General features: G+C 59.0%; 17 protein-coding genes. 10 read left to right on the top strand and 7 right to left on the bottom strand.

What is annotated here, in order from left to right:
• Window positions 1-509: 509 nt before the first annotated feature.
• The 5 genes from NQ491_RS04050 to ilvD form a co-directional block, all read right to left on the bottom strand.
• Window positions 510-2,279 (bottom strand): SGNH/GDSL hydrolase family protein, encoded by a 1,770-nt coding sequence (locus NQ491_RS04050; RefSeq protein ID WP_019246307.1) that lies wholly within the window; start codon window positions 2,277-2,279, stop codon window positions 510-512.
• Between the two features lie 501 nt (window positions 2,280-2,780).
• Window positions 2,781-3,830, bottom strand: coding sequence for a ketol-acid reductoisomerase (ilvC, locus tag NQ491_RS04045; RefSeq protein WP_019246306.1), 1,050 nt, complete (start codon window positions 3,828-3,830; stop codon window positions 2,781-2,783).
• Window positions 3,831-3,877: 47 nt separating this feature from the next.
• Window positions 3,878-4,393, bottom strand: coding sequence for an acetolactate synthase small subunit (ilvN, locus tag NQ491_RS04040; RefSeq protein WP_019246305.1), 516 nt, complete (start codon window positions 4,391-4,393; stop codon window positions 3,878-3,880).
• A 13-nt stretch (window positions 4,394-4,406) separates the two neighbouring features.
• Window positions 4,407-6,107, bottom strand: coding sequence for a biosynthetic-type acetolactate synthase large subunit (ilvB, locus tag NQ491_RS04035; protein WP_019246304.1), 1,701 nt, complete (start codon window positions 6,105-6,107; stop codon window positions 4,407-4,409).
• 110 nt (window positions 6,108-6,217) lie between these two features.
• Window positions 6,218-8,029, bottom strand: coding sequence for a dihydroxy-acid dehydratase (gene ilvD / locus NQ491_RS04030; protein WP_074431126.1), 1,812 nt, complete (start codon window positions 8,027-8,029; stop codon window positions 6,218-6,220).
• A gap of 341 nt (window positions 8,030-8,370) precedes the next feature.
• Here ilvD and nadC point away from each other — a divergent pair, with 341 nt between their 5' ends.
• The 3 genes from nadC (at window position 8,371) to NQ491_RS04015 (ending at window position 12,033) form a co-directional block, all read left to right on the top strand.
• Window positions 8,371-9,222 carry a carboxylating nicotinate-nucleotide diphosphorylase gene (gene nadC, locus NQ491_RS04025; protein WP_019246302.1) on the top strand — a complete coding sequence of 284 codons (852 nt, stop codon included), beginning with the start codon at window positions 8,371-8,373 and terminating at the stop codon, window positions 9,220-9,222.
• A 43-nt stretch (window positions 9,223-9,265) separates the two neighbouring features.
• Window positions 9,266-11,404 carry a S9 family peptidase gene (locus tag NQ491_RS04020; RefSeq protein ID WP_019246301.1) on the top strand — a complete coding sequence of 713 codons (2,139 nt, stop codon included), beginning with the start codon at window positions 9,266-9,268 and terminating at the stop codon, window positions 11,402-11,404.
• 314 nt (window positions 11,405-11,718) lie between these two features.
• A complete protein-coding gene (locus NQ491_RS04015) occupies window positions 11,719-12,033 on the top strand; it encodes a DUF4491 family protein (RefSeq protein ID WP_026089709.1) in 315 nt (104 codons plus the stop codon).
• 359 nt (window positions 12,034-12,392) lie between these two features.
• Here the strand turns inward: NQ491_RS04015 and NQ491_RS04010 are convergent, their stop codons facing one another.
• Both NQ491_RS04010 and NQ491_RS04005 read right to left on the bottom strand, forming a co-directional pair.
• Window positions 12,393-14,555, bottom strand: a complete 2,163-nt coding sequence (locus NQ491_RS04010) for a S41 family peptidase (protein ID WP_019246299.1) — start codon at window positions 14,553-14,555, stop codon at window positions 12,393-12,395.
• Window positions 14,556-14,910: 355 nt separating this feature from the next.
• A complete protein-coding gene (locus NQ491_RS04005; protein ID WP_034283218.1) occupies window positions 14,911-15,492 on the bottom strand; it encodes a superoxide dismutase in 582 nt (193 codons plus the stop codon).
• Window positions 15,493-15,621: 129 nt separating this feature from the next.
• Between NQ491_RS04005 and rbr the strand changes: the two genes are divergently transcribed.
• From rbr to argB, 7 genes are all read left to right on the top strand, one after another.
• On the top strand, window positions 15,622-16,203 hold the full coding sequence (gene rbr / locus NQ491_RS04000; RefSeq protein ID WP_019246297.1) for a rubrerythrin: 582 nt from the start codon (window positions 15,622-15,624) through the stop codon (window positions 16,201-16,203).
• 348 nt (window positions 16,204-16,551) lie between these two features.
• Window positions 16,552-17,136: an N-acetyltransferase gene (locus NQ491_RS03995; RefSeq protein WP_034283215.1), complete on the top strand. Its 585-nt coding sequence runs from the start codon at window positions 16,552-16,554 to the stop codon at window positions 17,134-17,136.
• A 74-nt stretch (window positions 17,137-17,210) separates the two neighbouring features.
• Window positions 17,211-18,404, top strand: a complete 1,194-nt coding sequence (locus NQ491_RS03990) for an argininosuccinate synthase (RefSeq protein WP_019246294.1) — start codon at window positions 17,211-17,213, stop codon at window positions 18,402-18,404.
• A 1-nt stretch (window position 18,405) separates the two neighbouring features.
• The gene (locus NQ491_RS03985) at window positions 18,406-18,738 is read left to right on the top strand and encodes a DMT family transporter (RefSeq protein WP_019246293.1); all 333 of its coding nucleotides are present in this window, start codon (window positions 18,406-18,408) and stop codon (window positions 18,736-18,738) included.
• Between the two features lies 1 nt (window position 18,739).
• Complete coding sequence (gene argC, locus NQ491_RS03980; protein ID WP_019246292.1) at window positions 18,740-19,717, top strand: N-acetyl-gamma-glutamyl-phosphate reductase; 978 nt, start codon at window positions 18,740-18,742, stop codon at window positions 19,715-19,717.
• A gap of 375 nt (window positions 19,718-20,092) precedes the next feature.
• Complete coding sequence (locus NQ491_RS03975) at window positions 20,093-21,229, top strand: aspartate aminotransferase family protein (RefSeq protein ID WP_026089707.1); 1,137 nt, start codon at window positions 20,093-20,095, stop codon at window positions 21,227-21,229.
• 4 nt (window positions 21,230-21,233) lie between these two features.
• Complete coding sequence (argB, locus tag NQ491_RS03970) at window positions 21,234-22,013, top strand: acetylglutamate kinase (protein ID WP_019246290.1); 780 nt, start codon at window positions 21,234-21,236, stop codon at window positions 22,011-22,013.
• Window positions 22,014-22,075: the final 62 nt, after the last annotated feature.

The raw sequence follows: 22,075 nt of genomic DNA, 5'->3' as shown, positions 1-22,075 counted from the left end.
AAGATCGTTGCGAGGAAGGTTTTCGCGATGCAGGGGCGGGACGTTTCGGGCGATTTCTGTCCGCTCCTGCCGTGTGAGAAAAGAGAATGATTCGGATACGAATCCGGTTTTCGTAACGACGGCTTTGCCCTGGGTTGTGGCGGAAACATCTGATTACGGTAGCTTCCTGTCGGCATTTCTCCTTTCCTTCGCTTGGTCGGCGAATTCAGTAAGCCCAGGAATCTACATGCTCAAAGAAAAAACAATCGTTCCGATGAAAATCGCTATGAAAAGGATCGTTATCAGAATCTTGCTTTTGTTGTCAGATTGAGCTGGTGTCGATTTTTTGGGATCCATCGTTTTGTATTTTGCCGATAGGGGGGCGTCGTTCTTACTTATAAGATGCTCCGTTCGGCTTATTTGTTGCAAGTCATTGAAAATGATTTTCCGTTTGCTTATCTGTTCCTGTTCCGGCGGCGTCGTGTGCGAGTGTGACCGTACCGGTCGCCGGATGATGAAAATAACTCGTTTTACGGAGTGTTCGCTTTCGGAACCGTTATTTCCGCAATGGCTCGGGCGATTTTCCGGTAGCCCCGTTCGTTGGGATGCAATCCATCCATAAAAAGCCTGTCGTCGAGGCGTCCCGTTCGGGGATCGAGCAGATAAATGCCGACGTCCTGAAAGCAGGCAATTCCCTGATTTCCGATCTCCTGCTCGATCCGGTCGTTGATTTCGGCGATCCGTTCCTGCTGGCCGGCGGCGGGCAAAATGCCGATCACCTTGATGCGGGCTTTCGGCTGTCGGGAGCGAACGGCTTCGACCATGCGGGCGATGCCTGCGGCGATTTGGGCGGGCGCGTCTCGGCCGACGTTGTTCGTACCTGCCATCAGCACGATCCGGTCGATCGTACCGCAGTCCAATTCGTCGTGGTAGATTCGCCACAGCATGTTCTCGATCCGGTCCCATCCGCAGCCCATGTTGCGAAAACCGGCCGGCGCCATGATTCTTTGCCAACTGCGGGAGCCGTTCTCCGGATAGCGTCCGCCGGTACCTCCCCAGTAATGGGTAATCGAGTTGCCGATCAGTACGGCATGCGGTTTCTGCTTGCGGTTTGCGCGGATCAACTCCCGATGCCGCTCTTGCCAATCGTATCCGGCTGCTTCGCGCCGCTGCGTGACGGCCCGGGTGGTCGGGTAGTCTCCCCGAGGTTCTTTCAGTATTTCGCGTAGCTTCGTTTCGTAGGCCGTCGCGATGATTTCCATGCCCCAGTCCGTAGGATGAATTCCGTCCACGGTGGCGTCTTCCGGCAGAGCGATCCGTTCCGCGCTCAGGTAGTGAATGTTTCTCGTGTTTTCGGCGATCAGTTTTTCATAACAGGACTTCAACAGCCGGTTCTTGCGCAAAGTGGCCTGATCGGCGTAACCCGTCGATGCCGTGGCGCTCTCGACCAGCAGGATCGGCGCCTCGCTGCGGTTGCGGATCAGCCGCACGCCTTCGAGATAGCGGGCTTCGAACAACGAGTCCTCGAGATGGTTCATGTTGGGTACGCAGTCGATGATCCATGCTTTCGCGTCGTTTTCGGCGATCAGCTCCACCGTTTCCCGTTCCATCCTTCCGCTGCCCGAGAATCCGAAATTCATGACGGTCCGGTCGATCTTTCTCGACAGGATGTTGGTCCATGCCATGCCGGGACGCGAGGCGCATCCGCCTTGCAGAATGGAGGTGCCGTATGCCACGACGGGCCGTTCTTCCCTTAGGGGCAGCCATTCGAACCGAGCAGCCGAATCGATGCCCACTTCGATCCATTCGACTTCGTTGTAGAGCGGAAGGTAGAGCCGGAATTCGTATCCCAGCCGATCGTATCCTTCGCCCGGCACCGGGCAGAACCGATAACTCACCGTGTCGGAGAATGTCTCGTCGATCAGGCGCGGAACGAACAGCCATGTTCCGTCGTTGTCTATTTGGTACAGGTCGATGCCCGATACGCCCGTAGCGGGCATATGGCTCATGTCCACGGGGCCTTGCACCCCGTAACGTACGCGGATCTCGGGCGAGTTCGTGACGAAATGGAGGGCCTCTCCGGCCGAGTGAGCGGATAGTTTCCATACGGCCGGCGGTACGAGAACCTCGGCCCGGTCGGGCAATCTCCGGTAGCTTCCGCCCAGTTCCCGAGTCCATCCCTGTCCTTGAACGACAGGGAATTCGGCCTGTTCGGGCCGTTCCCATTCCGGCGGGTTTCCTGCGGACAGGCCGGTTGCGGCGGAAAGAAGGACGACCAGGGTCGTCAGCGTGCGTATCATGGTCGGACGGTTTGATATCAAAGTTAGCCAATTCCGGTTGAAATGCAAAGCCGACGGCAAAGATAAGGCATGACTTCCCCTCCCGGCCTATCGCTTCTGTGACAGCCGGCCCGGACCTTTTTTGTTCTGTAATTTCGAGGCTCGGCGGGGCGTTCGTGCGCGAAACCGGCAGAACGATTGGTTGGGCTACCGTGCCGCGCTCGTTCTTTTCCGTTCGTTGCGATGACGGGCAGAGGACCCTTCGGCAAGGAGGAAGTCGTTTCTTTCCGAATGGCCCGAAAGTTTTCCCTGTCTTGAATTCCGTTCAGGCCGTACTGGGCCTTGCCCGAACGAAAGGGAAAAATCCGCGAAAGCGACTCGGCAGATCGATCCGAAGAATCGATCTGCCGATAAGTAGGATTCGTCACTCATCTACATGAACAGTGCAACAAGTTATCGTAACTTGTTGCACTGTTCGACCGCTTTCCCGGAAGGAGCGGTTTGGGATATGTAGAAACGATGCTATTTGTTCCTTTCGGGACGCAGGCTGCGCACCGTAGCGCCGGCCTGCCACATTTCGCTCTCGCGCATTTCCTTGAGCTCCTCGTTCAACTTCTCGCGATAGTCGGGTTTGCTGTTCGAGTCGATCGAACGCTGAGCCTCGTTGCCTGCGGCCACTTCGGCATAGAGCTTCTTGAATACCGGCAGCGTCGCATCGCGGAAAGGCTTCCACCAGTCGAGCGCGCCCCGCTGAGCCGTCGTCGAGCAGTTGGCGTACATCCAGTCCATACCGTTCTCGCCGACCAGCGGCATCAGACTTTGGGTCAGTTCCTCGACCGTCTCGTTGAAGGCTTCCGACGGCGTATGGCCGTTCTCGCGCAGCACCTGGTACTGTGCGGCGAAAATACCCTGAATAGCGCCCATCAGCGTGCCCCGTTCGCCGGTCAGGTCGGAATATACCTCGCGCTTGAACGTCGTCTCGAACAGATAGCCCGATCCTACGCCGATGCCCAGCGCGATCACGCGGTCCATCGCCCGTCCCGTAGCGTCCTGCATTACGGCGTAGCTCGAGTTCAGTCCCCGTCCCTCGAGGAACAGTCGGCGCAGCGAGGTGCCCGAGCCCTTGGGGGCGATCATGATTACGTCGATGTCTTTGGGCGGCACGATGCCCGTGCGGTCCGAATAGGTGGCGCCGAAACCGTGCGAGAAATAGAGCGCCTTGCCCGGGGTCAGGTGTTTCTTGACCGAAGGCCATACGGCGATCTGGGCGGCGTCGGAGAGCAGATATTGGATGATCGTCGCGCGCTCGCACGCCTCCTCGATCTCGAACAGCGTCTTGCCCGGGACCCAGCCGTCGGCTACGGCCTTGTCCCATGTCTTGGAGTTCTTGCGCTGGCCGACGATCACGTTGAACCCGTTATCCTTCAGGTTCAGCGACTGGCCGGGGCCCTGCACGCCGTATCCGATGACGGCTATCGTTTCGTCTTTGAGGGTTTCGAGCGCTTTGCTCAGGGGGAATTCTTCGCGCGTGATCACGTTCTCGATGACTCCTCCGAAATTCATTTTTGCCATGATTCTCTGGTTTTAAATCCGATATTCGTGTTTCGTTGTTGTTTCCGTTACAGATTGGCCTGCAGCTTGTCTTCGACCGAGTCGCGGTGCAGCACGACGGTTCCCGAGCGGGTGAACTCGGTGAGCAGCTGCTGTTGCTCCAGCTCGGAGCGCATCGCGTCGATGTCTTCCCGGGTTCCGGTTTTCTCGACGACGACGTATTGCGGGTTCATCTCGATGATGCGGGCGTTCCACTCGCGGACGATCCGGTCGACCGTGCCGCTCTCGCGGAAAATCTTCGACGTGATCTTGTACAGCGCGATTTCCTGCGTGATCAGTTCTTCGTTCGAGTAATACTCGACCTGAATCACGTCGATGATGTTGCGAAGCTGTTTGACGAGCTTGTCGATCGTCTCGCGGGTCGTGAAGGCCGAGATGACGAACATGCTGATACCCCGGATCGAAGATTCGGACACTTTCAGGCTTTCGATGTTGATTTTCCGCCTCAGATAGAGGGCCGTGATGCGGTTGAGCACTCCGATCTGGTTTTCGGTGAAGGCGATGACGATATATTCCTTGGTCATAGTCGGTTCGTTTTTAGTCCGTGCAAATGATGTCCGACAGCGAGGCGCCGGCCGGTACCATCGGGAATACGTTCTCCTCGGGGAGCACGGCCACCTCGAGCAGGTAGGCTCCCGGCGCGGCGGCCAGTTCCTCGATGGCCTCCCTGAGTTGTCCGGGCTCGGTGACCCGGCGGTTCGGGATGCCGTAGGCTGCGGCGATCAGCGTCAGGTCGGGGCTTTCGATATGCGTGAACGAGTAACGCTTCCCGAAAAAGAGTTGCTGCCATTGGCGCACCATGCCCAGATACGAGTTGTTCAGCACGATCATCTTGACGCCGATGCGGTTCTGCATGATCGTGCCCAGCTCCTGCATCGTCATCTGGAAACCTCCGTCGCCCATCACGCAGACGACCTCGCGGTCGGGCACGCCGAGCTTGGCCCCCAGCGCGGCCGGCAGGCCGAAGCCCATCGTGCCGAGCCCTCCGGAGGTGATGAAACTGCGTGTCGAGTTGAATTTCGAGTAGCGGGCGCTGAACATCTGATTCTGGCCGACGTCCGTGACGATCACCGCGTCGCCCTTCTCGACCTCGGCCAGCGTGCTGATCGCGTCGTACATCGAGATAAACCGTCCCTGCGGGTCGCTGCTCGGGCGGACGACTTCCTCGTACTCGCGCCGGTCGCAGCCTTTGGCCACGTCGATCCACGCTGAGCGGTCCTTGTGCCGGATGCCCGATTTCATCGCCTCGAGCGCTTCGCCCGCGTCGGCATGGATCGGCAGCTCGACGGGCAGATTCTTGCCCAGCTCGGCCGAGTCGATGTCGATGTGGATGATCTTCGCGTGCGGGGCGTAGTTTTTCACGTCGCCCGTCACACGGTCGCTGAAGCGCATGCCGACGGCCAGAATCAGGTCGCTCTGCTGTGTCATCTCGTTCGCGGCGATGTTGCCGTGCATGCCCAAATTGCCGACGAACAGCGGGTGCCCGCTCGGCACGGCCGAAATGCCCATCAGCGTTGAGGCCATCGGCGCGCCGGCCGCCTCGGCCAGCTCGACGAGCCGGCGCTCGGCTCCGGCGAGCTTGACGCCCTGTCCGACCAGAATCAGCGGCTTTTCCGACGCATTGAGCATTTCGACGGCCCGGGCGACGGCTTGCTTGTCCAGTTCCGGTTTCGGATGATAGCTGCGCAGGTAGATGCACGGTTTGTAGCTGAAGTCGAACTCTTCGACCTGAGCGTTTTTCGAGATATCGATCACGACGGGGCCCGGCCGGCCGGTCCGTGCGATGTAATAAGCCCGCGCGATCGCTCTCGGAATCTCGGAAGCCTTGGTGACCTGATAGTTCCATTTCGAAATGGGCATCGTCATGCTGATCGTGTCGGCCTCCTGAAACGCGTCCGTGCCGAGCAGTGCGGCGGGAACCTGCCCCGTGATGCAGACGATCGGCGTCGAGTCGAGCATCGCGTCGGCTATTCCGGTGACGAGATTCGTCGCGCCGGGACCGGAGGTGGCCAGACAGACGCCCACCTTGCCTGTCGCACGGGCGTAGCCTTGCGCCGCGTGTACGGCGCCCTGTTCGTGACGCGTCAGGATGTGGTGCAGCCGGTCGGTATGATGGTACAGATGATCGTAGATCGGAATGACCTGTCCGCCGGGATAACCGAAGATCGTATCGGTTCCCTCGGCGATGAGCGACAGCAGCAGCGCTTCCGCTCCCTTTATTTTTTGCTTGTTAGCCATAAGTCAATCGGTTTTGACGGCGTCGGACGTCCGCCCGCTGGCGGAGCCGTCGGGGACGGCGGTCGTCCTCGGATGTCCGGCGCTCGGATAGAACGTGGAATGGTCCTTTGTCAGATGTCTTCGCGCACTCCGCCCCGGTCGGCCGACGTGACCATCGACGCATAGGCCTTCAGGGCCCGGCTGACGACTCGGTTGCGCCCGACGGGTTCGAAGCGGACGATCGCCTCGCGGCGGCGGTCCAGTTCGCCTTCGGGCAGCACGACGTCGATCGTGCGGTTCGGTATGTCGATGACGATCCGGTCGTCGTCCCGTACCAGCGCGATGTCGCCTCCGGCCGCCGCTTCGGGCGATACGTGTCCGATCGACAGTCCGGACGTGCCGCCCGAGAATCGTCCGTCGGTCACCAGCGCGCAGGCCTTGTCGAGCCGGACGCTTTTCAGATACGAGGTCGGGTAGAGCATTTCCTGCATGCCGGGACCGCCCTTGGGGCCCTCGTAGCGGATGATGACGACGTCTCCGGCGTTTACCTTTCCGCCCAGAATGCCGGCGCAGGCGGATTCCTGCGACTCGAACACGCGGGCTTTCCCCTCGAAGCGGAGGATCGACTCGTCGACGCCTGCCGTCTTGACGATGCAGCCGTTGCGGGCGATATTGCCGAACAGCACGGCCAGACCGCCGTCCTTCAGGTAAGGATGCTCCAAGTCGCGTATGCAGCCTTTTTCCCGGTCCAGATCGGCCGACGGATAGGTGGCGTTCTGCGAGCCGAGCTTCAGGTTATGCTTTTCGGCCGGCGCGACCCGTGCGCGGACTTTCGCTTCGACGGACACGTCGGGACTTCGCAGGTCGTTCAGTCGGATCGCTTCGGCGAGCGTCGCGCAGTCCACTCGTCCGACCGCCGTGTCGATCAGTCCCCCCCGGTTCAGTTCGCCCAAGATGGAGAGAATGCCTCCGGCCCGGTTGACGTCCTGTATGTGGTAATGCGAGTTGGGCGCTACCTTGCAGATGACGGGGATGCGGCGCGACAGGCGGTCGATGTCGCTCATCGTGAAGTCCACGCCCGCCTCCTGAGCGACGGCCAGCAGGTGCAGCACCGTGTTCGACGAGCCGCCCATGGCGATGTCCATCGACATGGCGTTCAGAAAGGCCGCCCGCGTGGCGATCGAGCGCGGCAGCACCGCGTCGTTGTCGTCGAAATAGTATTCCCGCGCGTTTTTCACGATCAGCTTGGCCGCCTTGCGGAACAGCTCCGTGCGCGCCTCGTGCGTCGCCAAGACCGTGCCGTTGCCCGGCAGCGACAGCCCGAGCGCTTCGGTCAGGCAGTTCATCGAGTTGGCCGTGAACATACCCGAGCACGACCCGCAGGTAGGGCAGGCCGCATGCTCCAGCGCGTCGAGCTCCTTGTCCGGATAGCTCGCGTCGGCTCCCTTGACCATCACGTCGATCAGGTCGTAGCTGCTCTCGCCCATGCGTCCCGCCTCCATCGGCCCGCCCGAGACGAAAACGGTCGGTATGTTCAGCCGCATGGCGGCCATCAGCATGCCCGGCGTGATCTTGTCGCAGTTCGATATGCAGACCATCGCGTCCACCTTGTGCGCGTTGCACATGTACTCGACGCTGTCGGCGATCAGGTCGCGCGACGGCAGCGAGTAGAGCATGCCGTCGTGACCCATGGCGATGCCGTCGTCGATGGCGATCGTGTTGAATTCGGCGGCGAAGCAGCCTTCGCGTTCGATCCATTGCTTGACTTGCTGCCCGATCTCGTGAAGGTGCACATGCCCGGGCACGAACTGCGTAAACGAGTTGACGACGGCGATCACCGGCTGGCCTATCTGCTCGTCTTTCATTCCGTTCGCTCGCCATAGGCTTCTTGCCCCGGCCATTTTGCGCCCCTGCGTCGTAGTGCCGCTTCTGAGATCTTTCATGATTTTCGTTTTTTCTTCGTGCTCCTCTTCGATTTTCGCAAAATAAGCAAATGTTTTCGTTTTTGAACGCCTTTTGCCGTGCGCCCTATGACGCTCAATCCTGCATTGGACGCATCATTTGTATGATATACAGTCGCTTACTTGCAAAAAGAACACTACGACTAACCTTCCGGAAATGTCGTCGTGTTAATTTTATACGGCAAAGGTAGAAATTTTTACAAAAAAGCGTAAAAATTTTGCTTCCTTTTTTCTCCGTCCGGCGTACTGTCGCGGCGAAATCCGCGGTTTTTTGTAACTTTGCGACATTCGTATGCACGAACGGTAAAAATTGAAAAGAAAGTATGAAACCGGAGTATATACCTTTTACGAACGATCTGATCGAACTGGCTATCCGCGAGGATATAGGCGACGGAGACCATTCGTCGCTTGCGTGCATCCCTCCCGACGAGCGGGGACGTATGAAGCTGCTTGTCAAGCAGGAGGGCGTTCTGGCCGGAGTCGAGGTGGCCGAGATGGTGCTCCGCCGGCTCGATCCGGACGTGGCGTTCGACAAGCGGATCGAGGACGGCGCGCATGTGCGGCCGGGCGATGTCGCCTTTTATGTCGAGGGACGCGTGGTCTCGCTGTTGCAGGCCGAGCGCATTCTGCTCAACATCATGCAGCGCATGAGCGGCGTGGCGACGCAAACCGCGCGCTACGTGAAAGAGCTGGAGGGCCTGAAGACTCGCGTTCTGGATACGCGCAAGACGACGCCCGGCATGCGCGTACTGGACAAAATGGCGGTCAAGCTGGGCGGGGGCGAGAATCACCGCATGGGCCTGTTCGACATGGTGATTCTGAAAGACAACCACATCGATTTCGCGGGCGGCATCACGGCTGCCGTCGAACAGACGAAGGCCTACCTCGAAGCCAAGGGCAAGCGGATTCCGATCGAGGTCGAGGTCCGCTCGCTGGACGATGTCCGCGAGGTGCTCCGCCTCGACGGCGTCGACCGCATCATGCTCGACAATTTCACGCCCGAACTCACGCGCGAGGCCGTCGATCTGATCGCGGGCCGCTGCGAGATCGAGTCCTCGGGCGGCATCACGCTCGACAACCTGCGCGAGTACGCCGCCTGCGGCGTCGACTATATTTCGGTCGGTGCGTTGACGCATCAGATCAAGAGTTTGGACTTGAGTCTGAAAGCCTGCTGAGCGATTGTCGCCGGCCGAACCTGCATAATATTATGAAGATACCATGCGGAATTTACTGACCGTTTTTTTTGCACTCTGCACCTTGAATACGATAACCGTTTCGGCGCGACCCGCCTTCGATTACTCCGCCCTGCGCGACGGGACGTTCGAGCAGAAGACCGTGAGCGGCGTGCGCAGCCTCTCCGACGGCGAGCGCTACACGACGATGAGCGACGGCCGCGTGCTATGCTTCTTGTACCGCACCGGCGAGCCGGCGGGCGTCCTGTTCGACGCTTCGGCCGCCGAGCCCCGGATCGAGTTTACGGATTACGTCCTGAGCGCGGACGAAAGACGGTTGCTGCTGACCACGGACGTCGAGCCGATTTACCGGCATTCGTTTACCGCCGAGTACTGGATTTACGACAGGCAGGACGGATCGCTGCGGCGGCTTTCGCAGGGCGGGCCGCAGCAGCAGGCGCAGTTTTCGCCCGACGGCAGCCGGGTGGCTTTCGTGCGCGGAGGCAACCTGTTCGTCGCCGATCCGGCGGCCGGATCGGAGCGGCAGCTGACTTTCGACGGTCGGTTCAACCATATTATCAACGGCCTGCCCGATTGGGTCTACGAGGAAGAATTTTCGTTCGCGCGGGCGTTCGCCTGGTCGCCCGACGGCAGGAAGATAGCCTACCTGCGGTTCGACGAGAGCCGCGTGAAGCAGTATAACATGAACCGCTTCGCCGGCGGGCTCTATCCCGAGAACTATACGTTCAAATATCCGAAGGCCGGCGAGCAGAATTCGGTCGTGGAGCTTTATTGCTGCGATGCGGCGGACGGGAGTACGGTACGGATGGATACGGGGGAGCAGACCGACCAGTACATTCCCCGTCTGTTCTGGACCCCGACGGGGCAGTTGGGCTTTTATCGGCTGAACCGTCTGCAGAACCATTTCGAAGTGTTGTTGTGCGATTCGTCGGGAGCGTCCCGCGTCGTGTACGACGAGCGCAACGACCGCTATGTCGAACGGGTAGACGGGCGGACCGTGACTTTCCTTCCCGACGGCGACCGCTTCGTCGTCCGCAGCGAGCGGGACGGATTCATGCATCTTTACTTATACAGCGTTTCGGAAGGGCTGCTCGACCGGATCACGTCGGGCGAGTGGGAAGTGACCGAGCTGCTCGGCATCGAGGGCGACCGGGTATATTATCTCTCCACCGAGACGTCGCCGCTGCGGCGCGACCTGTATACCGTCCGGCTCGACGGCCGCGGCAAGCGGCGGCTGACCGGCGGCGACGGGACGTACCGGATCGCCCCTTCGCGCGGATTCCGCTATTTTATCAGCTATTTCTCGAACGTGCGGACGCCCAACCGGGTGACGCTGCACCGCTCGGACGGGCGTTTGGTGCGTACGCTGGAGGACAATGCGGCGCTGCGGACCAAGCTCGACGAGTTGCAGGTGCCCGTCAAGGAGTTTTTCCGGTTCGCTACTTCCGAGGGTGTGGAGCTGAACGGTTACATGGTCCGCCCGAACGGCTTCGACTCGTCGCGCCGGTATCCGGTGCTGATGACTCAGTACAGCGGCCCCGGCTCGCAGCAGGCGGCCGACCGCTGGACGATCGGCTGGGAAGACGTGCTCGTGCAGCAGGGATATATCGTAGCCTGCGTCGACGGACGCGGAACGGGTTTCCGCGGCGAGGAGTTCAAGAAGTGCACCTACGGCGAGTTGGGAAAATACGAGACGGTCGACCAGATCGAGGCCGCCCGCTACCTTGCCTCGCTGCCTTACGTCGATCCGGACCGCATCGGTATCTACGGCTGGAGCTACGGCGGCTTCATGGCGCTGAACTGCATTCTGAAGGGCAACGACGTGTTCCGTGCCGCGATCGCCGTCGCTCCCGTCACGTCATGGAGGTTCTACGATACGATTTACACCGAGATCTACAACGGCCTGCCTCAGGATAACCCGTCGGGATACGACGACAACTCGCCGATTCATTTCGCCGACCGCCTGAAGGGCAAGCTGCTGATCGCGCACGGTACGGGCGACGACAATGTGCATATTCAAAATACGTACGAGATGATTACCAGACTCGTCGAGTACGACAAGCCCTTCGAGCTCTACGTCTATCCCGACCGGAATCACGGAATGGGTCCGTCGCGCCATCACCTGATGGAGCGCTGCATCGAGTTCGTGCAAAGGAATCTGTAGCGCGCCCGGCTTGTTTCGTCCGTGCTCGCCGTTTTCCCCTTCGGCCGGCGCCCTTTTCAGACCGGCCGGAATAGAAAGCGGGAGCGTTTTGGATGTCGGTCCGTCGTTTCCCGGTTTGCAGCGGTCGCTACGGCGTCGGAAGTCCGGGATATAATCGGGCCGGGCCGGCTCCACCGGCTGTTGGCGCCGGCATTTGTCGGAAGTCCTCCGTCGCCGCGTGGGCGCGAGCGGTCCGCAGGACGGTTTTCGGAAAGACCGGGCCGTCCGCAGACGGCCCGGTTTCTGTATGAGAACATTAAAACGACTGAAAAATGATGGAGTTTCTGATCGAGTACCGCCTGCTGGGCTTGTTTATAGGTGTCTGTACGTTTTTGATTATCGGCCTGTTCCACCCCGTCGTCGTCAAGGCGGAGTATTACTGGGGAACGCGATGCTGGTGGGTTTTTCTGTTGCTCGGCTTGGGCGGCATGGCCGTTTCGCTGCTGACCGACAACGTGCTTCTGGCCGCGTTGGCGGGGGTATTCGCCTTTTCGTCGTTATGGACGATCAAGGAACTGTTCGAGCAGCGCGAGCGGGTGGCCAAGGGCTGGTTTCCCGCCAATCCGAAAAGGAAGGGAAAGAAATCGTAAACGCCGGGGGCGCTACGGGGATGCCTGTCTATGGCTTTCCCTTTTTGCGACGGGTATCGTCGGCTGCAAGCGCTTGTCATCTCCGGTCTGCGAAGGAATTGTCTTGTCGGGGCGCATGGATTCCGCTGCGTGCGGGTTTCGGTCGCTTGCGGGCGGAAGCGGCCCGTGTGGCAACTCACGGTTCGGAACGGTTCCTCGGCTTATGCGTATTGTGCGTACGGGGAAGGTTCGGTGCACGGTTCCGTTCTGTTCCGGCGGACGAATTATGCTGCGGTTGTCGCTCTTTTTGCGAAAATTATTGATGTGCAATATGTTAATCGGTCGAATCGTCGGGTCTTGGAATCCGGTGTCGGGAACGTTCAGTCCGATCCGATCGGCCGTCCCGTTCCCGTTTCCCGCTTGATCGGACCGCGGCGTTTCTTCTTTTCCGATTGGTTGAGAAAAGTCCGGCCGCCGTTTGTAAAAAGCAGAAATCCGCCCCCGATCAACGTTCCGCCGACGATCAGGAACCAGACCCATGCCGGCGTCGGGGATTCTTCCGCGCCTTTCCCCGTGTCCCCGTCGATCAGGCCGAGCGCATAGTTCAGTATGGCGTCCCCGTTGCGGTAGTTGAGTTCGTCCAGCGTGAGCGGAACGATATGATCGGGTATCACGCCCCGTCCGTAAGGGATTCTTTCGGTAACGGCCGTATCGAATCCCAGCTCGATCAATGGCGTTTTGATCTTGATTTGCGAATGCGGCAAAAGCGTTTCCGCGAACTTCTCGGCTGTCATGTGATGATAGCCCGTACGGGTTTCTCGGCCGATGATCGTTCCGCGGCCTTCTTTCATAACCAGCGCCGCGATCGAGGCGGCCGCCGAAGCCGAACGTTCGTTGACCAGTACGTACACCCTGCCCTTGTAGTTGGTCGCCGAATCCGGCACGATCAGCCGTCCTTCCGCCGAGCGGTTGTAATAGCCCTCTTTCCCTTCGACCGGTTCGAAATCGGGAAACAGTTCGGTCATTCCTGCGTAGTTCGTCGAGAATTGCAGGGTTTTCATCTCCTTCGTCTTTTTCGCTTTTTCATACGCGCTGACTACGACCGGCTTGTTCGCGATAAACGAATAGATCTTCTCGGTCACGTCGCCCAGTCCTCCGTCGTTGTTGCGCACGTCGATAATCAGGTTGGGTTTGTCCGCGATCGACCGGATGAAAGCAGCGATCTCCTCTTGCTGGGGCGCTCCCTGCGAAAGGTTGGTAAAGCCGATATAGGCCGTCGAATCGTTCAGGATACGCAACGTATAGGATTTAGGATGCGTATTTGTATAGAAAAACCGATCGCCGTACACATAGGCGGGAGTTCCGTTTCTCGTATCGTGCCCCTTGATTTCGACCGTTTCGCCGTCCGAAAACCTGACGTTCATATCGAATGTTCCGTCTCCAACGGGCTTCTCGAAGAGTATGCGGTCGGCTTCCGTCGCCAGTATGAAATTCTTATACTCTGCCGCCTGCATGTCGTAGCCGCCGATCCGGGCGGCCGCTGCGGCTTTCATCGAATCGGCCGACAGACCGTTGACCGATGCGACGGGCTTTCCGATCAACCGCTGGTAACGGAGAGTCGCGTTCGTGCAGATCAACGTATCGCCGATCCAGCCGAGACGGATTGCAGGCAGGTGCGAAGGTCCCGTTTGTGCGGTAGTCGGAGGGAACATGTAGATATGGCTGTCGTGAATCTTGGCTACGGCTTCCCGCATCAGGTCGCGGAACTCGCCGATCGGCCATTTGCCCGGACGGGCGTCGATCCGGGCGACCGTCGCATCGACATACCGGTCGAGTTCTTCGGGGGTAATAACGTTGTAGAGACCGGGAAACAGTTCTTTCAACACCCCGATGTGAAGCAGGAAATCCTCTTTGGCCTGCTTGCTTGTCACTTCCGTGACCGGCGGCGTAGTTTTCGGAGGAATGAAACTGCTCTTCAGCCCGAATGGCGTCATCGGATCGGAGGATTTGTCGTTGTGCCCGATACTCAAGCGGATGGACGGTCTCTTGATTTTATGATAGCTGTAGGCGACCTCGCCGATCGGATCGCCCTTGCCGATCCGCTGGCCCTTCTTGAAGGCTATATCTCCGTTTAGTCCCTCTATGTAGATTTTGATTCCGTTACCGACGCTTATCGTTATGTCGCCGCACAAGTATCGGGGATCGAGCGACCGGTCGAGATAGGGTTTTACTTCTTTTATCTTTTCATCGAAATTCGGTTTATCCGATTTATAGCCAATCGATTGATATAGGGTTGTGTGATATCCGACGCCGAAATCCGTAATGACGCCGCCGGTCGGGGCCAGAACTGTCGTTCCTTCCTCGGCGCCGATGAACAGATAGTCGAAGTTGAATTCATCGCCGATATATCCCTGCGGAGCACAGATGATATTCTCTCCTGCTTCGGCCCCTTTGATCGGCCAGAGGTAATTGCTCGTTTGGTTCTCTGCGTCGCATATGCCTGCGGATATCAGGAGCCATGTCCCGAATAGGAAGCGTTTCATACTGTTATAGGTTAGTTCGTCTTGGAAAAGGGAAATCGTTCGATGGACCGGAAAGATAAAATCATGCCATGTGTGTAATTTTCTTGTTTATAGTCGTTTGTGTAATTTGGAACGACATGCGATTGTCTGATTTCTTTACAAGAATGTCTAATTGTTTGACACGAACGGATCGTACCCGTTCCGTTCCGGATGCGAGGGGACGTCTGTTGCCTTCGGAGCGGACGGAATGTGGCGGACGGGAAAGCGACCGAAAGCCATGTAACGCTTCTTCGATGCGGAAGGCGGCTTGCGAAACCGGAAAAGACGCGGCCCGGCGCAACTGCGCCGGGCCGCTGTGTCTCGGTTGGCCGGGATTCTATTTTGCGAACCGTTCTTCGACTGTTTTCCAGTCGATCAGGTCCCAGAAGTTTTTCAGGAACTCGGCCCGCCGGTTCCGGTAGTCGATGTAGTAGGCATGTTCCCACACGTCGACGGTCAGCAGCGGCGTCAGTCCGTCGCGCAGCGGATTGCCCGCATTGGGCATCGGCCGGATCGACAGCTTCCCGTCCCGGTCTTTGACGAGCCATGTCCAGCCCGAGCCGAACAGCGCGGCGGCGGCCGACGTGAACTGCTCTTTGAAAGCGTCGAGAGAACCGAAATCTCGGTCGATCGCCTCGGCCAGCGGACCGCTTGGCATCGATTTTGGAGTGGGTGATAGCGTGAAAAAGAAAAACGTATGATTCCAGTCTTGAGCCGCATTGTTGAAAATCGGACCGTCGGCACGGACGATAATCTCCTCCAGCGACATGTTTTCGTAAGGCGTGCCGACAATCAGCTTGTTCAGGTTGTCCACGTAAGTACGCTGGTGCTTGCCGTGGTGGTACTCGATGGTCTCCTTGCTCATCCTCGGAGCCAGCGCGTCTTCCGCATAGGGAAGCTGTGGTAAGGTGTGTGTCATGATCAGTAAAATGTTAATAAGTGACGTCATGGGTGAATGCTTGAATGGTTTCGGGAAACCCAAACAAATTTAATACCAATTGCAGGGTTTGCCAATATAAATAATTTTTAATCAAATTCTTGACTGACTATGGAAAAAAACGATCTGAAGGGGAGCCTGACCGAGCAAAATCTGCTGAAAGCCTTTGCCGGCGAGTCTCAGGCTGCCGCCCGCTATCGCATGTACGCCAAACAGGCGCGCAAGGACGGATTCGAGAAAGTAGCCTGCTTTTTCGACGAGACGGTGCATAACGAGCTGAGGCACGGGAAAATCTATTTCGAGTTTCTGCAGGGCGGCATGGTGGAGATCACGGCATCGTATCCCGCCGGCGTGATCGGTACGACGCTCGAGAATCTCGACGAGGCCGCTCAGGGCGAGTACGACGAGTGGCAGAATCTCTATCCGGCCTATAGCGAAGTCGCCAAGCAGGAAGGATTTTCCGAGATCGCGAGACAGTTCGCTATGATCGCCGAGATCGAGCGCACGCACATGGAACGGTTTCGCGGCCTGTACGACACGATGAAGGACGGGCACATTTTCGTCAAGGAGGAAGACACCGTTTGGCGCTGCATGGAATGCGGGCACATATATATAGGTAAGAAAGCGCCTAACCGGTGTCCGGTCTGCCAGCATCCTCAGGCGCTTTTCGAAATCAAGTGCGACAGGTATTAGCCGGATTCGTTCCGTGAATCCGTGAAAGGGAAGGCTTTCGGGCCTTCCCTTCGCTTTTCCCGCCGCTATATATACGGGCATTCGCCGCTTGTCCGGGGAATCGTGTTCCCGTTTCCCGCGAAGTCGTATCTCGGGGGAGTCGGATGCGGCGCGCCGGATATGTTCCTGCCCAGATGGATTCGACTGGACGGTAAAGGAGTCGGGGATGCCGCGCGCGTTAAAAAATTATTTTCCTGTTATTTTTATCCGCTTCCGGTCTTTTTTTAATACTTTTGCAGATTGTAATCCATTGGAAAAAGGCGGCCGGATACCGCCGCTAATTTGTCGTTTAAATTTTTAGCTGGTGAAATGACAATCGATGATTTTGATGTTTTGGTAGCCACGGAGGAGCACACCCGCTTCGCTCAGGCTATCTGCGACGAAATGGCCGAGTCGGCCAAGGCGCGCGGTACGGGTATTGCCAAGCGCACGGCCGATTACGTGTCGCGCAAGATGCGCGAGGGGAAGGCCGTAATCGCTTTCCACAAGGACGGGACCTGGGCCGGATTCAGCTACATCGAGTCGTGGGGACACGGCGGGTATGTGGCCAACTCGGGTCTGATCATCAACCCGAAGTTCCGCAAGCTGGGGCTTGCGAAAGCGATCAAGACCAAGACGTTCTTCCTGTCGCTGAAGAAGTTCCCGGGCTCGAAACTGTTCGGCCTGACGACCGGTCTGGCGGTGATGAAGATCAACTCCGAGCTGGGCTACCGGCCCGTCACCTATTCGGAGCTGACCGACGACGACCAGTTTTGGGTCGGCTGCCAGAGCTGCGTCAACTACCCGATCCTGCAGAGCAAGCAGCGTAAGAACTGCCTCTGTACGGCCATGCTGTTCGATCCCGAGCACGATACGGTGAAAGTGCCCATCGACAAGGGCCTGCTCGAGAAGTAGACGAGTTTCGGAAAGAGAAGAAATATTCAGGTGCTCCTCCTTCGGTTTAATCAAACAAAAACGAAAAAGAGAAAATGAAAAAAGTAGTATTGGCCTTTAGCGGCGGTCTCGACACCTCTTACTGCGCTATCTATCTGGCTAAAGAAATGGGACTCGAGGTTCACGCGGCTTTGGCGAACACCGGCGGCTTCTCGGCCGAGGAGCTGGCCCGGATCGAAAAGCGGGCGTACGCCTTGGGCGTCAAGAGCTACGTCGCGCTCGACGTAACGCAGGATTATTACCAGCACGCGATCAAGTACATGATCTTCGGCAATGTGCTCAAGAACTCGACCTATCCGATTTCGGTCAGTTCCGAGCGGATCTCTCAGGCGACGGCTATCGCCCGCTATGCCCGCGAGATCGGAGCCGACTACCTGTGCCACGGCAGCACCGGGGCAGGTAACGATCAGGTGCGCTTCGACATGATATTCAATATCGTAGCGCCCGAAATCGAAGTGATTGCGTTAATCCGCGAGAAGCGCCTGAGCCGCGAGGAGGAAATCGAGTACCTGCGCAGTCACGGAGTCGATTTCGATTTCAAGAAGGCCGAATACTCGATCAATCAGGGTATCTGGGGTACGTCCGTAGGCGGCAAGGAGACGCTTACCTCCGGCGAGACGCTGCCCGAGGAGGCCTATCCGTCGCAACTGAAAGAGACCGAACCCCGTCGTGTGACGCTGACTTTCGAGCGGGGTGAATTCGTCGCGCTGGACGGTAAGCGTTACGACGACCGGATCGCCGCGATTCAGGCGTTGCAAGCCGTTGCTTCGCGCTATGCGGTCGGCCGCGACATGCACGTAGGCGATACGATCATCGGCATCAAGGGACGCGTCGGCTTCGAAGCGGCCGCCCCGATGGTCATCATCAAGGCGCACCATATGCTCGAAAAGCATACGCTGACGAAATGGCAGCTTTTCTGGAAGGACCAGATTTCGGCCTTCTACGGCAATCATCTGCACGAAGGACAGTATTACGATCCGGTCATGCGCGACATGGAGGCCATGCTCGAGAGCAGCCAGCGGACCGTCAGCGGCGACGTGTACGTCGATCTGCACCCCTACCGCTTCGTAGTCGTCGGTATCGACAGCCCGCACGATCTGATGAGCAACCGCTTCGGCGCCTACGGCGAGACGATGAGCGACTGGACGAGCGAGGACGTGAAGGGCTTCGGCCGGATTTTCGGCAACCAGAATAAGATTTACTATCAGGTCAACAAGGAGAAGCTGTAGCATGAAGTGGGTCTATCTGTTGATCGCGATCCTGACGGAAGTCGTGGCGACCGGCGCGCTCAAGGCGTCGCACTCGTTCACGCGGCTCGGGCCGTCGCTGCTGACCGTCGCGGGTTACCTCGTCGCGTTCTACTGTCTGAGCCTGACGCTCCGCGAGATGCCGGTGGGCGTTGCGTATGCGATCTGGTGCGGCATGGGTATCGTGCTCGTGTCGCTGGCCGCCGCGCTGCTGTTCGGGCAGAGGCTCGATATGGGGGCGATCGTCGGCATGGCGCTGATCATAGCCGGCGTAATCGTGATCAACGTATTCTCCAAAACCGTCGAAAATCATTGATATGGTAAGAGTTGGCATTATCGGAGGCGCGGGATACACGGGCGGCGAGGCCATCCGTATCCTGCTGAACCATCCTGAAGCCGAGTTGGTATTCGTTCACAGCAACAGCAACGCGGGCAATCGCCTGTGCGACGTGCATGTCGATCTGCTCGGCGAAACGGATATGCGCTTCACGGGCGAGCTGCGTACCGACGTGGACGCGCTGCTGCTGTGCGTCGGGCACGGGGACGCGCGTAAGTTTCTGGAGGCGACGCCGCTTCCCGATTCGGTGCGCGTGATCGATCTGAGTCAGGATTTCCGCTTGTCGGCCTCGTCGTCCATCGGCGGCCGTCGGTTCGTTTACGGCCTGCCCGAGATGAACCGCGAGCGGATACGCTCGGCGCGCAATATCGCCAATCCGGGCTGTTTCGCGACCTGCCTGCAATTGGGCATGCTGCCGCTGGCTGCGGCCGGGCTGCTCCGTTCGGACGTGCATGTGACGGCCCTGACCGGTTCGACCGGAGCGGGGCAGAAACTCGCTCCGACCTCGCATTTCAGCCAGCGGGTCAACAATCTGTCCGTGTACAAGGCGTTCACGCACCAGCATCTGAACGAGATAGGCGAGAGCGTCCGCAGTCTGATGCCCTCGTTCTCGGGCGAGATCGATTTCGTACCGTATCGGGGCGACTTCGCGCGCGGCATCATCGCGTCGATCTACACCGACTGCGATCTGTCGGAGGAGCGGGCCCGCAAGCTGTACGAGGATTACTATGCCGATGCCGCGCTGACTTTCGTCAGCGACCGGTCCGTCTGCCTCAAGCAGGTCGTCAATACGTCCAAGTGCGTGCTCTCGGTCGAGAAGCATGGGGACAAGCTGCTTGTCGTCAGCGCGATCGACAACTTGCTCAAGGGCGCTTCGGGACAGGCCGTGCAGAACATGAACCTGATGTTCGGCCTCGACGAGCGCGCGGGACTGCGTCTGAAGCCGGTGGCGTTCTGAGGCATGCCTGTTCGGAGTTTGGAAGGTTGGGCGCCTGCCGGCAGCGGAGAATCGCCTCGGACGGAAGTCGCAAGTAGTCCGGGCTGCGCGGGTTTGCGAATCTCCGTGCGAAGGACGTTTCTTTCGTGCGGGTAAGAGCGATTCGGAAGCGGCGAAGGGCTTGCGTTTGCGGCCGGACGGCGAAAGCCGGGGCCGGTCTGCGGGCCCGGTTTGGCAGGGAATCCCTGCGACGGGCTTCCGACGCGTCGGAGCTTTCTCCTGCGGACGGATGTGAATCAAGGAAAAACGGCCGGCCCGTTCGCGGAAGGCCGGGGCCGCGCTTGCGGCCGCAAAGGAGTCGAACCGGGCGCGAGACCGCCCGAAAAAATGTCAGTTATGGATTTGTTCAAAGTTTACCCGTTGTGGGATATCGATATCGTCCGGGCCGAGGGCTCGTACGTGTGGGACGACAAGGGAACCCGTTATCTCGATATGTACGGCGGACATGCCGTCATCTCGATCGGCCATACCCATCCGCACTACGTGGAAAAAGTGGTCGACCAGTTGAAGCATATCGGTTTCTATTCCAATTCGGTCATCATCGATCAGCAGCGCGAGCTGGCCTCGAAGCTGGGCGAACTGTCCGGCAAGCGGGATTACCAGCTTTTCCTGTGCAATTCGGGAGCCGAGGCCAACGAAAATGCGATGAAGCTCGCTTCCTTCGTCACAGGCAAAAGCAAGGTGATCGCGATGAAAGGCGCTTTTCACGGCCGCACCTCGCTGGCCGTCGCGGCGACCGACAATCCGTCGATCGTGGCCCCGGTCAACCGGACGGACCATGTCGTGTTCGTTCCGCTCAACGACGAGGCGGCGCTCGAGGCCGCTTTCGAGGGCGGGGACGTTTCGTCGGTGATTATCGAGAATATTCAGGGCGTAGGAGGCGTTCGGATGGCCGGCGAAGGGTTCGTTCGCAAGATCCGCTCGCTGTGCGACCGCTACGGCGCTCTGTACGTCGCCGACGAGGTCCAGTGCGGTTGCGGACGTAGCGGCAAGTACTACGCCGCCGACTGGGCCGGCGTGGACGCCGATATCTATACGATGGCCAAAGGCCTCGGCAACGGTTTCCCGATCGGCGCCATATCGATCGCGCCGCACATCGCTCCGAAGTTCGGCATGCTCGGCACGACGTTCGGCGGCAATCATCTGGCCTGCGCGGCCGCGATCGCCGTGGCCGACGTGATGGCTGCCGACCGGCTGGTCGATCATGCCCGCGAGCTGGGAGACTACCTGATCGGAGAGTTGAAAAAGCTGCCCCGTGTCAAGGAAGTACGCGGCCGGGGGCTGATGATCGGCGTCGAGTTGTTCGAGGATGCGGCTCCGTTGCGTCGCAAGCTGCTGTTCGACGAGAAGATTTTCGTCGGCTCGTCGGGCGATAAGAATACGTTCCGCCTGCTTCCGGCGCTCAATATCGGACGCGAGCATGCCGACCGGCTGCTCGAGGCGTTGAGAAAGTTGTTGACGACAAGCTGTTGAAAAAATGTTGAAAGTTGTTAAAATAGGCGGCAACGTTGTCGATAACCCCGAAAAGCTCGATGCTTTCCTGCGCGATTTCGCCTTGCTGGACGGACCGAAGATACTGGTTCACGGCGGGGGAAAAATCGCTACGAGCATCGGTCGTGCGCTCGGTATCGAGGCCCGGATGATCGAAGGACGCCGTGTGACGGATGCCGAGACGCTGAAGGTCGTGACGATGGTCTATGCCGGACTTGTCAACAAGACGATCGTCGACAAGTTACGAACGGCCGGCTGCCGGCCGTTCGGCCTGTGCGGCGCCGACGGGGGGCTGATCCTGTCGCGGCGGCGCAGTCCGGAGCCGGTCGATTACGGTTTTGTCGGCGATCCGCTGCCCGACCGGTTCGGGCTCGATGCGGCCCGCATGCTGATCGACGCCGGCTATACGCCGGTCGTCGCGCCGATTACGGCCGATGCCGAAGGCGAAGGCCTGCTCAATACGAATGCCGACACGGTGGCGCAAACCGTAGCCGTCGGCATGTCGGCCGTTTACGAGACGGAACTGGTTTATTGCTTCGAGAAGCGGGGCGTGCTGCTCGACGTGAACGACGACGACAGCGTGATCGCCGAAATCACGCCGGATCGCTTCGCCGAGCTCCGGACCCGGGGCATCGTGGCCGACGGCATGCTACCCAAGCTGGAGAACGCCTTTCGGGCGATCGACAGCGGCGTGCGCTCGGTCGCGATCTGCTCGGCCGACCGGATCGCGTCGCCGGGCTACGGGGGAACGACGCTGCGGAAGTGAGTAGTCGGGTCGCGTGAGTCTGAGACTTTCGCGGGGATGCGGCTGCGGACGGTTTCCCGGAG

Source organism: Alistipes ihumii AP11, from assembly GCF_025144665.1.
GTDB lineage: Bacteria > Bacteroidota > Bacteroidia > Bacteroidales > Rikenellaceae > Alistipes_A > Alistipes_A ihumii.
This window is presented reverse-complemented; position numbering and strand designations above follow the sequence as displayed.